Raw genomic sequence first — 13,746 nt, forward strand, 5'->3', positions numbered from 1 at the left:
CCCGAACAGGACCGTGAAACGACTCTGCGCCGATGATAGTGCTGCAACCAGTGTGAAAGTAGGTTATCGTCAGGCTCTTATTAGAAAAGCCCGCTAGGCATGTGCCAGCGGGCTTTTTGCTTTTCTAGACCCGCCAAACGTAAGAACTTAGACACTTTACTTTCGAAAGTCTCATTTGAGACTGTTGTAATGAAACTGTCTTAATTTGTAGAATTTTTGCATTCTCCACAGAACCCCGCTAGTGTTAAAGCTCGAGCCGAAAAAAATCGGACGATAAACACAAAACCTACACGGGATTAATGGAGCATTCATGAAAATTCGCAAGACCCTGATCGCTACCGCGATCGCTTTGATTGCCGCACAAGCTAGTGCTACCAGCACGATGTCTGGCCCAGTTTCTTTCTCCGCACAGGAAAAAGCACGCCTGATTTCTACCCTTAACGGTGAGCGCGGCAAGTTTGGCCTGGATACCGACCACGGTTACGCCATCGCTTCCCAGCACCCAGGTGCTGCCGGCCAGGCGATCAGCCGCATGAGCCACACCTACAAGGGTGTGCGTATTTTCGAATCCGAATCCGTGATTGTGACCGACAAGGGCGGCAACATCGTTGGTGAGTCCTTCACCGACCGCCGCGCCGGCCTGTCGGCAAAACGTTTCAGCGTCAAGCCAACCCTGACCGGTTCCGATGCAATTGCCAAGGCAAAGAAAACCGTTGCAGCTGGCACCGACATCGATCCACCATCGGCTGAACTGATCATCTTCCCAGTAATGAAGACCGTGCGTGTCGCCGGCGCCGAAAACAAGGCCGAAGCGGACCTGAACGCAATGGACGTAAAAGACGTGGTTGACCACCACGAACTGGCATACCTGGTGAAGACCCGTATGTCCAAGGGCCAGGAAGCCGTATTCCACAACACCATCGTGAGCGCCAAGGACGGCAGCGTGCTGGACCAGTGGAGCATGCTGCAGAGCGTGGTTGGCACCGGCCATAGCCAGTACAACGGCGACGTGCCGATCCAGACCACCCTGGTTGGCACCACCTACAAGATGCTGGATTCGACCCGCGGCGTCGGCGGCCAGTTCGGCGGCATGGCGATCACCGATGCGAACCACGCTTCGACCTCCAACCCAACCCCAGGCGTGATCTACGTCAACAGCACCAACGTATGGGGCGATGGCCAGAACTACAACGGCGGCAGCGACACCAACGCCAACGGCCAGACCGCTGCAGTGAACGCGCTGTGGGGCCTGATGAACACCTACGACACGATGAACAACGTGATCGGGTGGAAGTCGCTGGACGGTAACAACACCGCGACCTACATCGCCGTGCACGTCGGCACCGCTTACGATAACGCCTTCTACACCGATTCCTGCAAGTGCATGTACATCGGCGACGGCTCCAGCTTCTACAGCCTGGGCTCGATCGACGTGATCGGCCACGAAATGGGCCACGGCGTGACCGCTGCGACCTCCAACCTGACCTACCGCGGCGAATCCGGCGGCCTGAATGAATCCTCGTCCGACATCAACGGCGAATCCGTGGAAGCCTACGCACGCAACGGCGGCACCGGTTCCGTCATCAACGCAGGCAACGACTGGGTGATGGGCAAGGAAATCTCGAAGACCGGCACCCCGCTGCGCTGGCTGTACAAGCCAAGCAAGGATGGCAAGAGCCCGGACGCATGGAGCACCAGCCTGAAGCGCCTGGATCCTCACTACTCGAGCGGCCCTAACAACCGCATGTTCTACTTCCTGGCCATGGGCTCCAGCTCCACCACCACCAGCGACTATTACTCCAAGTACCTGGTGCAGGCGCCGAAGAACATGACAGGTATCGGCATCGACAAGGCATACCGCATCTGGTTCAAGGCCAACACCACCAAGCTGACCTCCGGCTCGACCTATGCTGACGCGCGCAACGCAGTTGTGGCAGCAGCGCAGGAACTGTACGGCGTGGGCAGCGTGGAAGCGAAAGCCGCAATGCGCGCTTACGCTGCAATCAACGTGGGCGCCGACGTAGCGGAATAAGCTACGTAGAGCCCAACGTAAAAACCGCCAGGGGGACCTGGCGGTTTTTTTATTGTCAGTAGCGGTAAGCCACCTTCATCATCACGAAATTGACGCCGCTGTTCGGCTCCTTGATGCCGCCGTTGGAGTAATGTTGCGCCTTCAGTGCGACTTCCCAGTTGTTGTCGAAGACATAGCCGACGCCAATATGGTCCCCGAACTGGAAAGCGGTCGACAGGTGTTTGCGGTTGTTGTCGTATAGCCTGGACAGCACGTGCGCGCCGATCCCGCCTTCAACATAGAACCCCTTCTTGTTTGTGTTCTCGAAGCGGAACACGGGGGTGAAGCCAATATCCTCGATGTGCTTTTTGGCGCCAGGCACATTGTCCCATTGACGCGCTTCCCAGAAGCCAACGCTGGCGTCCCAGTAGCCGGTGAGATGGGTGCCGTTCGAGTTGAACCAGCTCCAGTCAGGGCTGAAGTCCTTGGTTGCCCCCAGGCGCACCATCTGGACCTTGGGCCCATGGCCGTATTCCACATACGCTGAATTGAGATCGAAGGCAAAGGCGGATTGTGCTGCCATCCCCACCGTAGCTACGGCGAACAGTTTTTTGATTTGCATGTTTTTCTCTCTAGTCCTTGCCACATTCTTCATATTTGTTGTGGCAATGGTGGGCATTCTACGGTCGTTCCGATTTTTTTTCAGGCGCCGCTACAATAGTTAGAATCACTGCAACGTTGGTATTTCTGGAGATTATCGTGACGCATCCACTGCGAATTGCTTTCCTCGGTATTGGGTTGATGGGTGAACCTATGGTACTCCGTCTGCTCGCCGCTGGATACAAGGTGACGGCCTGGAATCGCACGGCCGGAAAGGCGGGCGTGCTGGCTTCGGCTGGCGCGGATCCGGACGATGTGCTGTCGCATGCGGTTGCCGACGCGCCGGTCGTGGTGTCGATGCTATCGGCGGGCGATGCGGTCGGCGGCGTCATCGAGGCGGCGCTCGATGCGCTGCGTCCGGGTACATTGTGGATCGATATGAGCTCCACGCGCCAGGATGAAGCACAGTCTTTCCATGCATTGCTTGCTGCGCGCGGGCATCGCTTCATCGATGCGCCGGTGTCGGGTGGCGTTGGCGGTGCCCAGGCGGGAACCTTGGCCATCATGGCAGGCGGCAGTGCGGCGGACTTCGCGGCGGCGCGGCCTGTGCTGGAAGCGATGGGCAAGCCCAAGCTGGTTGGGCCGGCCGGCAGCGGACAAGTGGCGAAGCTGTGCAACCAGCTGATCGTAGGCGGCACGATCAATATCGTGGCCGAGGCTTTGCTGCTGGCGCAGGCTGCGGGCGCCGATCCGGTCGCGGTGCGTGAAGCGATCCGCGGCGGGTTTGCCGAGAGCCGGGTACTGGAGGTGCATGGGCAGCGCATGCTGGAGCGTAATTTCCTGCCAGGCGGGCAGGTGCTCACGCAGTTGAAGGACCAGCACAATATCTTGGCCGCGGCGGCAGCGGCGGGGGTGGCGCTGCCGGTCACCAGCCTGGTGACGGAGCGCTATGAATCGATCAAGGATGTGTATCCGCGTGCCGACCATTCAGCCGCGCTGCTTGCGCTGGAGCGGCTGAACGATGGCGTGCGCGTTGGCACCCAGGCCGACCGGCTGCCTTAAGCGTTGGGCAGCGCCGCTTCTGCGAGGTGGACCCAGAAGCTGGCCCCGATCGGCAGCAGGCGGTCGTTGAAGTCGTAACTGGCGTTGTGGAGCACACAGGGGCCGAGGCCATGGCCGCCATCGCGGTGGTCGCCTTCGCCGTTACCGATGAAGATGTAGCAGCCCGGCTTCTCCTGCAGGAAGAAGGCGAAGTCCTCGGCGCCCATGGTCGGTTCGACATGGCCGTCGACCATGGATTCCCCGACGACGTTTTTCATCACGCCCAGTGCGAACCGGGTTTCCTTGGCATGGTTCACCAGCGGCGGATAGTTGCGGCGGAAGCTGAACTCCACCTCCGCGTCGAAGGCGGCGGCGATGCCTTCTGCAAGGGACTGCATGCGCTGTTCGACCATGTCCAGCACTTCGGTGGTGAAAGTGCGCACGGTGCCGACCAGTTTCGCATCGTCGGGGATGACGTTGGTGGCGCTGCCGGCGTGGATCTGGGTGATCGACAGCACGGCCGTATCCAGGGGACTCTTGTTGCGCGTGACGATGGTCTGCCAGGCCTGGGCAATCTGCACCGCAATCATGATCGGGTCGATGCCTTTGTGCGGCTGCGCCGCGTGGGCGCCTTTGCCGCGCACGGTGACGTGGAATTCATTGGAGGAGGCCATCATCGGGCCTTCGCACACGCTCAGGGTGCCGGTCGCGGAACCCGGCCAGTTATGCATGCCGTAGATTGCATCCATCGGGAAGCGCTCGAACAAGCCGTCCCTGATCATTTCGCGCGCGCCGGCGCCGCCTTCCTCGGCCGGCTGGAACACCAGGTAGACGGTGCCGTCGAAGTTGCGGTGCTTGGCCAGGTAGTGGGCAGCGCCGAGCAGCATGGCGGTGTGGCCGTCATGGCCGCAGGCGTGCATCTTGCCCGCATGCTTGGACGCGTGCGGGAAGGTGTTGATTTCCTGCATGGGCAGCGCATCCATGTCCGCGCGCAGGCCAATGGCACGCTTTGAGCTGCCGTTCTTGATAATGCCTACGACGCCGGTCTTGCCCAGGCCGCGCTCGAAAGGAATGCCCCATTCGGCCAGCTTGGCGCACACCACGTCGGCGGTACGCTCTTCTTCATAGCAGAGTTCCGGGTGGGCATGCAGGTCGCGTCGGATCTGCTGCACCTCGGATTGAAACGCAATAATCGGGTCGATCAGTTTCATTGTTCTTCTCCATCGATCTTGCCATTCTAGCCTCCCGATGCGATTTTCAGGAATCGTTTACGATACTGTTTTCCGCCGTCGATAAACTGGTTCAAGATGTCTCAAACACAAGTTCGCGCCGCCTGCCCGCATGATTGCCCCGATACCTGCGCCCTGCTCGTTACTGTCGAGAATGGGGTCGCGACGGAAGTGAAGGGCGATCCCGACCATCCGACCACGGCTGGGGTGCTGTGCACCAAGGTTTCCCGCTACACCGAACGTACCTATTCGCCGGACCGCCTGCTCTACCCGCTGCGCCGTGTCGGCAAGAAGGGCGAAGGCAAGTTCGAGCGCATCAGCTGGGATGAGGCGCTGGATGAGATTGCGGCCCGCCTGAAGCCGCTGGCGGCCACTGAGCCGGAATCCATCCTCCCCTACAGCTACGCAGGCACCATGGGCCTGGTGCAGGGCGATTCCATGTCGTCCCGCTTCTTCCACAAGATCGGGGCCTCCCTGCTGGACCGCACCATTTGCGCGACCGCGGGCGCCACCGGTTACAAATACACGGTGGGCGCCTCGATCGGCACCGATATCGAACAATTCCAGAATGCCAAGCTGATCATTATCTGGGGCGGCAACCCGATCGCGTCCAACCTGCATTTCTGGACCCGCGCCCAGGAAGCCAAGCGCAACGGCGCCAAGCTGATCGCGATTGACCCGTATCGCTCGCTGACGGCCGAGAAATGCCACCAGCACATTGCCTTGCTGCCTGGGACGGACGCGGCGCTGGCCCTGGGCCTGATGCACATCCTGGTGCGTGACGACTTGCTGGACCACGAATACATCGCCGACTACACGGTCGGATTCGAAGAGCTGCGCCAGCGCGTGGCTGAGTGGACGCCGGCGCGGGTGGCCGCCACCTGCGGCATCAGCGTCGACGAAGTGGAAGGCCTGGCGCGCGACTATGGCGAAACTGCCAAGCGCGGCGAACCGGTGGCGATCCGCATGAATTACGGTGTGCAGCGCGTGCATGGCGGCGGCATGGCGGTGCGCAATATCGCCTGCCTGCCGGCGCTGGTCGGGGCATGGCGCCATGCGGCAGGCGGCGTGCAGCTGTCGGCCTCGGGCACCTTCAAGAAAAACCTGGCCGCGCTGCAGCGCCCCGATTTGCTGGCGAAACAGCCACGTACCATCAATATGACGACGATTGGCGACGACTTGCTGCGCCCGGCCTCGCCCGAGTTTGGCCCGCAGGTCAAGGCCGTGATCGTGTACAACTCGAATCCGCTGGCGGTTGCGCCGGATTCGGGCAAAGTGCAGGCCGGCTTTGCGCGCGAAGACTTGTTCACCGTCGTGCTTGAGCATTTCCAGACCGACACTGCCGATTATGCGGACATCGTGCTCCCGGCGACCACGCAGCTGGAACACACTGACGCCCACAGCGCTTATGGCCATTTGTACATGATGGCCAATAACCCAGCCATCGCACCGATGGGCGAAGCCAAGCCGAACACAGAGATTTTCCGCCTGCTGGCAGCCCGCATGGGCCTCGACGATCCCTGCTTCCGCGACAGCGATGATGAGCTCGCTTCGGTGGCATTCGTGCAGTTCGACTGGGAGTCACTCAAGAAGAAGGGCTGGCAGAAACTGGAAGTTCCAGACGCTCCCTTTGCATGCGGCAATTTCCCCACACCATCAGGAAAATGTGAGTTCTATTCAGAAAGCATGAAGTCCGATGGCCTGGATCCCTTGCCGGCCTACATCCCGAACTACGAATCTGCGGCATCTTCCCCTGAACTGGCGGCAAAATACCCGCTGGCGATGATATCTCCGCCGGCACGCAACTTCCTTAACTCGACCTTTGTCAACGTGCAAAGCTTGCGTGCCACGGAGGGTGAGCCCCACCTCGACATCAGTCCTGACGATGCGGCAACACGTGGCATCAACCACGGCGATATGGTGCGCATCTTCAATGATCGCGGTTCCTTCGTGTGCAAGGCCCGCGTCACGCCGAAGGCCCGCAAAGGCCTCGTGGTAGGGCTGTCGATATGGTGGAAGAAGCTGGCGGGAGATGGCAAGAACGCCAACGAGGTCACCAGCCAACGGCTGACTGACATGGGTCGCGCACCGACGTTTTACGATACACTGGTCCAAGTCGAGAAAGCCGCCTGAGAATGATTTATGCGCTCGTTGTCACACCTGAAACTGCGCGCCAGATACCTGGCGACGGCGGGGGTGTGCGCGGCGCTTCTGGCGGGTTGTGCGCAATTCAAGTATTACTTCCAGGCTGCCCAGGGCCAGTACGCGCTCTGGTCCGACGCCCGCCCGGTCGATGACTGGCTGGGCGATCCTGCCACCGATCCCAAGCTCAAGGCCCGGCTCGAAAAAGCCAAACTGATCCGCAAATTCGCGGTGAAAGAGCTCGGCCTGCCCGACAACTCCAGCTACAAGAACTACGCACCACTGAACCGCCCCTACGTGCTGTGGAATGTGGTCGCCACGCCCGAGCTGTCGCTGCGGCCGATACAGTGGTGCTTCCCGATCGCCGGCTGCGTCAGCTACCGCGGCTACTACAGCAAGGCCGACGCCGAAGCGTTTGCCGACGAATTGCGCAAGGAAGGCAACGACGTGCAGGTGGGCGGCGTGCCGGCCTACTCCACGCTGGGCTGGCTGAGCGATCCGCTGCTGTCCACCTTCATCAACCACTCCGATGCCGAGCTGGCGAAGCTGATCTTCCACGAGCTGGCGCACCAGGTTGTGTACGTCCAGGGCGATTCCAAATTCAACGAAGCGTTCGCTACGGCAGTCGAGGAGGCCGGCGTCGAACGCTGGCTCGACCTGTATGGCAACGACGCCATGCGTGAAGCCTACGCCCGCTACAACACGCGCCGGCAGGACTTCATGAACTTGCTGGTCAAGCATAGACAAATGCTTGCCGACAATTACGCCGGCAAGGCCAGCATGAAGAAGAAACGGGAGGAAAAGGCGCGCATCTTTGCCTCCCTTCACGATGGCTACAAGGAACTCAAGGCAAGCTGGGGCGGCTACAACGGCTATGACCGATTCTTTGCGGAATCTTTGAATAATGCCCATCTGGCATCTGTTGCAACCTATAATGATTTGCTGCCAGGCTTCCGCGCCTTGCTACTGAAAGAGAAGGCATTCCCTCAATTTTATGTTGCGGTGCGGAATATGAGCAACCTGCCCTCCGTTGAACGGCATGACAGGCTGCACGAACTGGCACGCACTATGGCGCAAGTCAACGAAACCACAACGGCTGCCGCAGCCAGGGAACCCGGCGCCGTCAATTGATGCTGCGTTGCAGCGCGGAGGCCCGCTAGAGTACGCGTTCCAAATCCTGAAAATAGCTTGCCCTGTGCCATCCCGCACGATAGCATCTAGAGTGCGGGAGAGCACGGTCGTTCTATTTTCGCAAATAAAACATATAACACCGAGACAAAGAGGCACAGGATGGAAAAAATCTGGTTGAAGTCGTATCCCCCAGGCGTCCCAGCAGAAATCGACGCCACGCAATACCGCTCCCTGGTTCACCTGCTTGAAGAATCGTTCCAGAAGTTCGCATCGCGCGATGCCTTCGTGTGCATGGACAAAGCCATCACCTACGCCGAACTGGACCAGTATTCCAAGCGCCTTGGCGCCTGGCTGCAAAGCCGCGGCATGAAGAAGGGCGCCCGTGTCGCCGTGATGATGCCGAACGTGCTGCAATACCCGATCGCCATCGCCGCCATCCTGCGCGCCGGCTACACCGTCGTCAACGTCAACCCGCTGTACACGCCGCGCGAGCTGGAACACCAGCTGAACGACTCCGGCGCGGAAGCCATCATCATCCTCGAGAATTTCGCGACCACCCTGGAACAGGTGCTGCCGCGCACCCAGGTCCGCCACATCATCGTCGCCAATATGGGCGAGATGCTGGGCGGCCTGAAAGGCGTGATCGTCAACTTCGTCGTGCGCAACGTGAAGAAGCTGGTGCCGCCGTTCTCGCTGCCGAATGCGGTGCGCTTCAAGGATGCGCTGGGCCATGCCCGCAGCATGAAGCTGACTCCCGTTGAACTGCGCCATGAAGATGTGGCCTTCCTGCAGTACACGGGCGGTACCACCGGCGTGTCGAAGGGCGCGACCCTGACCCACCGCAATATCATCGCCAACATCCTGCAGATGCAGGCCTGGTCGGCGCCGAAGCTGGCCGACCTGCCGGCCGACGAGCGCACCATCATCTGCGCACTGCCGCTGTACCACATCTTCGCGCTGACCGTGTGCGCCATGTGGGGCATCCGCGAGGGCGGCCTGAATGTGCTGATCCCGAATCCGCGCGACATCGGCGGCTTTATCAAGGAGCTGTCCAAGTACCGCTTCAATATGCTGCCGGCCGTGAACACGCTGTACAACGCGCTGCTGAACCATCCTGATTTCAACAAGCTCGATTTCTCGGGCCTGAAGGTCGCCAATGGCGGCGGCATGGCAGTGCAGAAGGCGGTGGCCGACAAATGGCTGGCCGCAACCGGCGTCACCATCGTGGAAGGCTACGGCCTGTCCGAGACCGCACCGGTGGCGACTGCCAACCGCTTCGACAGCAACGACTTTTCCGGCATGATCGGCCTGCCGATTCCGTCCACCGAAGTGGCGATCCTGGACGACGACGGCAACGAAGTAGCCCTTGGCACTGCTGGCGAAATCGCGATCCGCGGCCCGCAGGTGATGGCTGGCTACTGGAACCGTCCGGAAGAAACGGCCAAGGTGATGACGGCCGACGGTTACTTCAAATCCGGCGACGTAGGCGTGATGGATGAACGCGGCTACGTCAAGATCGTGGACCGCAAAAAGGACATGATCCTGGTCTCCGGTTTCAATGTCTACCCGAATGAAATCGAAGACGTGGTGGCATCGCATCCTGGGGTTCTCGAATGCGCCTGCATCGGCGTGCCGGACGAGCATTCCGGTGAAGCGGTGAAAGTGTTCGTGGTGAAGAAAGACCCGAACCTGACCGCGGAAGTGCTGATGGACTACTGCAAGCAAAACCTGACCGGCTACAAGAAGCCGAAATATATCGAGTTCCGCACCGAGCTCCCGAAAACCAACGTTGGCAAGATCCTGCGCCGCATGCTGCGCGACGAGAAGCCTGCCGACGACAAGAAAGCTGCATAAGGCGGCAAGGCACACGAAAGGCAATACGATGGAAAAAATCTGGCTGAAGTCCTATCCTGAAGGCGTTCCTGCGGAGATCGACGTTTCGCAGTACCGCTCCGTGACCCACCTGATGGAAGAGTCGTTCCAGAAGTTCGCAAGCCGTAACGCGTACGTCTGCATGGACAAGTTCCTGACTTACTCCGAGGTGGACCAGCTGTCGAAGCAATTCGGCGCCTGGCTGCAGTCCAAGGGCCTCAAGCCAGGTGCGCGCGTTGCCATCATGCTGCCTAACGTGCTGCAATATCCGGTCGCGCTGGCGGGCATCATCCGCGCCGGCTATGTGGTGGTCAACGTCAATCCGCTGTACACCCCGCGCGAGCTGCAGCACCAGCTGAACGACTCCGGCGCCGAAGCCGTGGTCGTCCTGGAAAACTTTGCCACCACCGTTGAACAGGTCGTGGCTTCGACCCCGGTCAAGCACGTGATCGTGGCCTCGATGGGCGACCTGCTGGGCGGCCTGAAAGGCATGATCGTCAATTTCGTCGTGCGCAACGTGAAGAAGATGGTGCCGGCCTGGAATATCCCGGGCCACGTCACCTTCAAGCAGGTGCTGGCCGAAGGCTCGCGCCTGCCCCTGAAGTCGGCCGACCAGAAGCCGGAAGACATCGCCTTCCTGCAGTACACCGGCGGCACCACCGGCGTGTCGAAAGGCGCCGTGCTGCTGCACCGTAACGTGGTGGCGAACATGCTGCAGAACGAAGCCTGGCTGCAAATGGCGCCTAGCGACAAGCAGATGGTTTTCGTCGCTGCGCTGCCGCTGTACCACATCTACTCGCTGACCATTTCCTGCTTCATGGGCTGGAAGCTGGGCGGCATGAATATGCTGATCCCGAACCCGCGCGATATCCCGGGTTTCGTCAAGGAGCTGGCCAAATATCCCGTGACCGTGTTCCCGGCCGTGAACACCCTGTACAACGCGCTGCTGAACAACCCTGACTTCTCCAAGCTGGACTTCTCGAGCTACAAGATCTGCAACGGCGGCGGGATGGCTGTGCAGCAGTCGGTGGCGGACCGCTGGCTGAAGGTGACCGGTACGCCGATCATCGAAGGCTACGGCCTGTCCGAAACTTCGCCGGTGGCTACCGCCAACCGCGTGGACATCAAGGAATTCACCGGCACCATCGGCGTACCGATTCCTTCGACCGAAGTGGCGATCCTGGACGACGACGGCAAGGAAGTGCCGCTCGGCTCCGCCGGCGAAATCGCGATCCGCGGCCCGCAAGTCATGGCCGGCTACTGGAACCGTCCGGACGAAACGGCCAAATCCATTACGCCTGACGGTTTCTTCAAGACCGGCGACGTCGGCATCATGGACGAGCGCGGCTTTGTGCGCATCGTCGACCGCAAGAAGGACATGATCCTGGTGTCGGGCTTCAACGTCTACCCGAACGAAGTGGAAGGCGTAGTCGCCGCCCACCCGGGCGTGCTTGAAGTGGCTTGCGTCGGCGTACCGGACGCGAACTCCGGCGAAGCCGTCAAGCTGTTCGTAGTGCGCAAGGATCCGAACCTGACGGCGGAAGCGCTGCTGGAGTTCTGCAAGCACGAACTGACAGCTTACAAGAAACCGAAGTACATCGAGTTCCGCGACGAACTGCCGAAGACCAACGTCGGCAAGATCCTTCGCCGCCAGCTGCGCGACGAAAAGAAAGCAGCATAAGCCCGCACGATTGATCTGGCGCAAGCAATGGCTCCGGACGGGCTGTAAAGTGGAAGAAACCTCTGAGCAGCCTCCGGAACCATCATGGGCCAACTTTACAATCTCGCACTCACCATCAGCACCGAAGGCCGCCGCGCATTAAGACAGCGCGAAGGCCTGCGCGGTTACTACGAAATCTCCCGCCCGGGCATGACGCCCGACCAGGTCGAAGCAGCCTTCGACCTTTCGGTCCGCAGCGCGGAGCGCGCCGTGCAGCGCCAGGTCAGCCGCCATCCACTCACGCAGGCGCAGTTCGATGCGCTGGTCAGCTACACCTTCAACCTTGGCGCCGGCGGCGCAATGCTGGTGCTGCGCCGCATCGACGCCGGCGACCTCGATGGCGCTGCCGACGCCATGTTGCGCAATATCAGCGCGGCGGTTGGCGGCCGCATGATGCCGCATGCCGGCCTGGCTGCCCGCCGCAAGGAAGAAAGCGCCCCGTTCCGCGCTTAGCTGGCGCGCTGCGGGCCGGGTTTGCCGTCGACAACCGTGAAGCTGGCAAGTGTCGCAATGCGGCTTTGGGGATCGTGCACATCGTCCAGCGCCTGGAAGGACATGGCCGCACGCCCGGGCCGAACATCCAGCAACATGAAGCCGCGCTTGTCGCTGCGGCCGAAGTGCAGGTCGGGGTTCATGTCGACAAACTGCTGCGTGCGCGCTTGCGGACGAGAACTGGATGTAATCGACGTGCCGCAGAATTCCGTGGCAATCACCGGGTTGGCGGCGCTGGCCGCACGCGCAGGATCGCGCCGCAAGTCGGCAGCAAAGAACGTGTGCACGTCGCCTGACAACACCAAGGGATTGCGCGCGCTGCGTGCGGCATCCAGCAAGCGGGCGCGCGCCGCGGAATAACCATCCCATCCATCGGTCCAGAAGCGGCCATCTTTCTCGCTCGCCAAAGGCACCTGCGACATCTGCGTCATCAGCGTCTGCTGGGCAATGATGTTCCAGCGCGCCTTCGATTCTTTCAGGCCTTGTGTCAGCCACTCTTCCTGTGCGCTGCCCAGCATGGTTCGACGCGGGTCCGCCAGTTCAGGACAGGAGCGTCGATAGACCGAGCTGGAACCGCCACGCCCTGTCGGCTGGCAGGCATGCACTGAACGATAGCGGCGCGAGTCGAGCACATGGAAACGCGCCAGCAGGCCCCAGTCATGGCGCTGGAACATGCGCTGCGCGCGCAGCGGCTGGTGTTCGAAGAAAGCCTGGTAGGCCGCTTCGCGACGCTGTACGAAGTCCGGCGACAGCAGCTCGTCGCGCGTGGGACTGTAATCGTTGGCGACTTCATGGTCGTCCCAGGTGACCAGCCATGGCGCGGCCTGGTGCGCCGCCTGCAGGTTAGCGTCGCTCTTGTACTGTGCATAGCGGGCACGGTATTCGTCCAGCGTGAAGCTTTCGTTGCGGCGTTGGGGGGACGAGGGATGCAGCAGGCTGTATGGTCCCCACTCGTAAATATAGTCGCCAAGGAAGGCCACCAGGTCCGGCGCGGCCTGGACGATATGACGGTGCGCGGCGTAGTGGCCGAACTCCCAATGCTGGCAGGAGGCGACGGCCAGTTTCAGCGATGCTGGCATGCTGCCGGGTGCGGGCGCTGTGCGCGTGCGGCCGATGGGACTGACAGCATCGCCCAGCATGAACCGGTACCAGTACCAGCGGTCCGGCTGCAAGCCGCGCACGTCGACGTTGACGCTGTGCGCCAGCGCCGGCGAGGCGACTGCCGTGCCCTTGGCTGCAATGCTGCTGAAAGCTTCATCGTGCGCGACTTCCCAGCGCACTTGCTGCGCGACGGGCGGCATGGATGCCGCGTGCAACGGGTCAGGCAGCAGCCGGGTCCACAGGATGACCGAATCGGGAAGCGGGGCACCGGATGCAACGCCCAGCGAAAATGGATAGGCGCCTCTGGTGGCGCTGCGTGCTTGCGCGGGGAGATGGGGCGCCAGCACTGCCAGTGCCGCCACGCGGGCCGCGGTCTGGAGCAGCAGGCGGCGCCCGTCCTGCATGGT

At 61.2% G+C, this 13,746-nt stretch carries 10 protein-coding genes; 7 read left to right on the top strand and 3 right to left on the bottom strand.

Features of this window, described 5'->3' with window-relative positions; all coding sequences use genetic code 11:
• The first annotated feature begins 310 nt into the window (after positions 1 to 310).
• Positions 311 to 2,032, top strand: a complete 1,722-nt coding sequence (locus GM658_RS16950) for a M4 family metallopeptidase (RefSeq protein ID WP_155455239.1) — start codon at positions 311 to 313, stop codon at positions 2,030 to 2,032.
• 55 nt (positions 2,033 to 2,087) lie between these two features.
• On the opposite strand, the gene GM658_RS16955 is transcribed toward GM658_RS16950, so the two are convergent.
• Positions 2,088 to 2,633, bottom strand: coding sequence for an acyloxyacyl hydrolase (locus GM658_RS16955; RefSeq protein WP_155455240.1), 546 nt, complete (start codon positions 2,631 to 2,633; stop codon positions 2,088 to 2,090).
• Between the two features lie 191 nt (positions 2,634 to 2,824).
• Between GM658_RS16955 and GM658_RS16960 the strand changes: the two genes are divergently transcribed.
• On the top strand, positions 2,825 to 3,673 hold the full coding sequence (locus GM658_RS16960; RefSeq protein WP_229416952.1) for an NAD(P)-dependent oxidoreductase: 849 nt from the start codon (positions 2,825 to 2,827) through the stop codon (positions 3,671 to 3,673).
• Here the strand turns inward: GM658_RS16960 and GM658_RS16965 are convergent.
• Entirely contained in the window at positions 3,670 to 4,863 is a 1,194-nt protein-coding gene (locus tag GM658_RS16965) for a M20 aminoacylase family protein (RefSeq protein ID WP_155455241.1), read from the bottom strand. The two genes, GM658_RS16960 and GM658_RS16965, sit on opposite strands and share 4 nt — an antisense overlap.
• A gap of 96 nt (positions 4,864 to 4,959) precedes the next feature.
• Between GM658_RS16965 and GM658_RS16970 the strand changes: the two genes are divergently transcribed.
• The 5 genes from GM658_RS16970 to GM658_RS16990 all read left to right on the top strand — a co-directional run bounded on the left by GM658_RS16970 (position 4,960) and on the right by GM658_RS16990 (position 12,199).
• Positions 4,960 to 7,014 (top strand): molybdopterin-containing oxidoreductase family protein, encoded by a 2,055-nt coding sequence (locus tag GM658_RS16970; RefSeq protein ID WP_155455242.1) that lies wholly within the window; start codon positions 4,960 to 4,962, stop codon positions 7,012 to 7,014.
• Positions 7,015 to 7,023: 9 nt separating this feature from the next.
• Entirely contained in the window at positions 7,024 to 8,154 is a 1,131-nt protein-coding gene (locus GM658_RS16975; protein WP_155455243.1) for an aminopeptidase, read from the top strand.
• A gap of 159 nt (positions 8,155 to 8,313) precedes the next feature.
• Positions 8,314 to 10,008, top strand: coding sequence for a long-chain fatty acid--CoA ligase (locus GM658_RS16980; protein WP_155455244.1), 1,695 nt, complete (start codon positions 8,314 to 8,316; stop codon positions 10,006 to 10,008).
• 28 nt (positions 10,009 to 10,036) lie between these two features.
• Positions 10,037 to 11,707: a long-chain-fatty-acid--CoA ligase gene (locus GM658_RS16985; protein ID WP_155455245.1), complete on the top strand. Its 1,671-nt coding sequence runs from the start codon at positions 10,037 to 10,039 to the stop codon at positions 11,705 to 11,707.
• Between the two features lie 84 nt (positions 11,708 to 11,791).
• The gene (locus GM658_RS16990) at positions 11,792 to 12,199 is read left to right on the top strand and encodes a glycoside hydrolase family protein (protein ID WP_155455246.1); all 408 of its coding nucleotides are present in this window, start codon (positions 11,792 to 11,794) and stop codon (positions 12,197 to 12,199) included.
• Here the strand turns inward: GM658_RS16990 and GM658_RS16995 are convergent.
• On the bottom strand, positions 12,196 to 13,743 hold the full coding sequence (locus GM658_RS16995; protein WP_155455247.1) for an alkaline phosphatase D family protein: 1,548 nt from the start codon (positions 13,741 to 13,743) through the stop codon (positions 12,196 to 12,198). The two genes, GM658_RS16990 and GM658_RS16995, sit on opposite strands and share 4 nt — an antisense overlap.
• Between the last annotated feature and the right edge of the window lie 3 nt (positions 13,744 to 13,746).

Source organism: Massilia eburnea, from assembly GCF_009720745.1.
Taxonomy (GTDB): Bacteria; Pseudomonadota; Gammaproteobacteria; order Burkholderiales; family Burkholderiaceae_D; genus Rugamonas; species Rugamonas eburnea.

Coding starts and splice junctions, on each gene's coding strand:
- GM658_RS16960 (WP_229416952.1), top strand. CDS start 2,825: ATGGTACTCCGTCTGCTCGCCGCTGGATACAAGGTGACGGCCTGGAAT.
- GM658_RS16985 (WP_155455245.1), top strand. CDS start 10,037: ATGGAAAAAATCTGGCTGAAGTCCTATCCTGAAGGCGTTCCTGCGGAG.
- GM658_RS16980 (WP_155455244.1), top strand. CDS start 8,314: ATGGAAAAAATCTGGTTGAAGTCGTATCCCCCAGGCGTCCCAGCAGAA.
- GM658_RS16995 (WP_155455247.1), bottom strand. CDS start 13,743: ATGCAGGACGGGCGCCGCCTGCTGCTCCAGACCGCGGCCCGCGTGGCG.
- GM658_RS16970 (WP_155455242.1), top strand. CDS start 4,960: ATGTCTCAAACACAAGTTCGCGCCGCCTGCCCGCATGATTGCCCCGAT.
- GM658_RS16965 (WP_155455241.1), bottom strand. CDS start 4,863: ATGAAACTGATCGACCCGATTATTGCGTTTCAATCCGAGGTGCAGCAG.
- GM658_RS16975 (WP_155455243.1), top strand. CDS start 7,024: ATGCGCTCGTTGTCACACCTGAAACTGCGCGCCAGATACCTGGCGACG.
- GM658_RS16955 (WP_155455240.1), bottom strand. CDS start 2,633: ATGCAAATCAAAAAACTGTTCGCCGTAGCTACGGTGGGGATGGCAGCA.
- GM658_RS16990 (WP_155455246.1), top strand. CDS start 11,792: ATGGGCCAACTTTACAATCTCGCACTCACCATCAGCACCGAAGGCCGC.
- GM658_RS16950 (WP_155455239.1), top strand. CDS start 311: ATGAAAATTCGCAAGACCCTGATCGCTACCGCGATCGCTTTGATTGCC.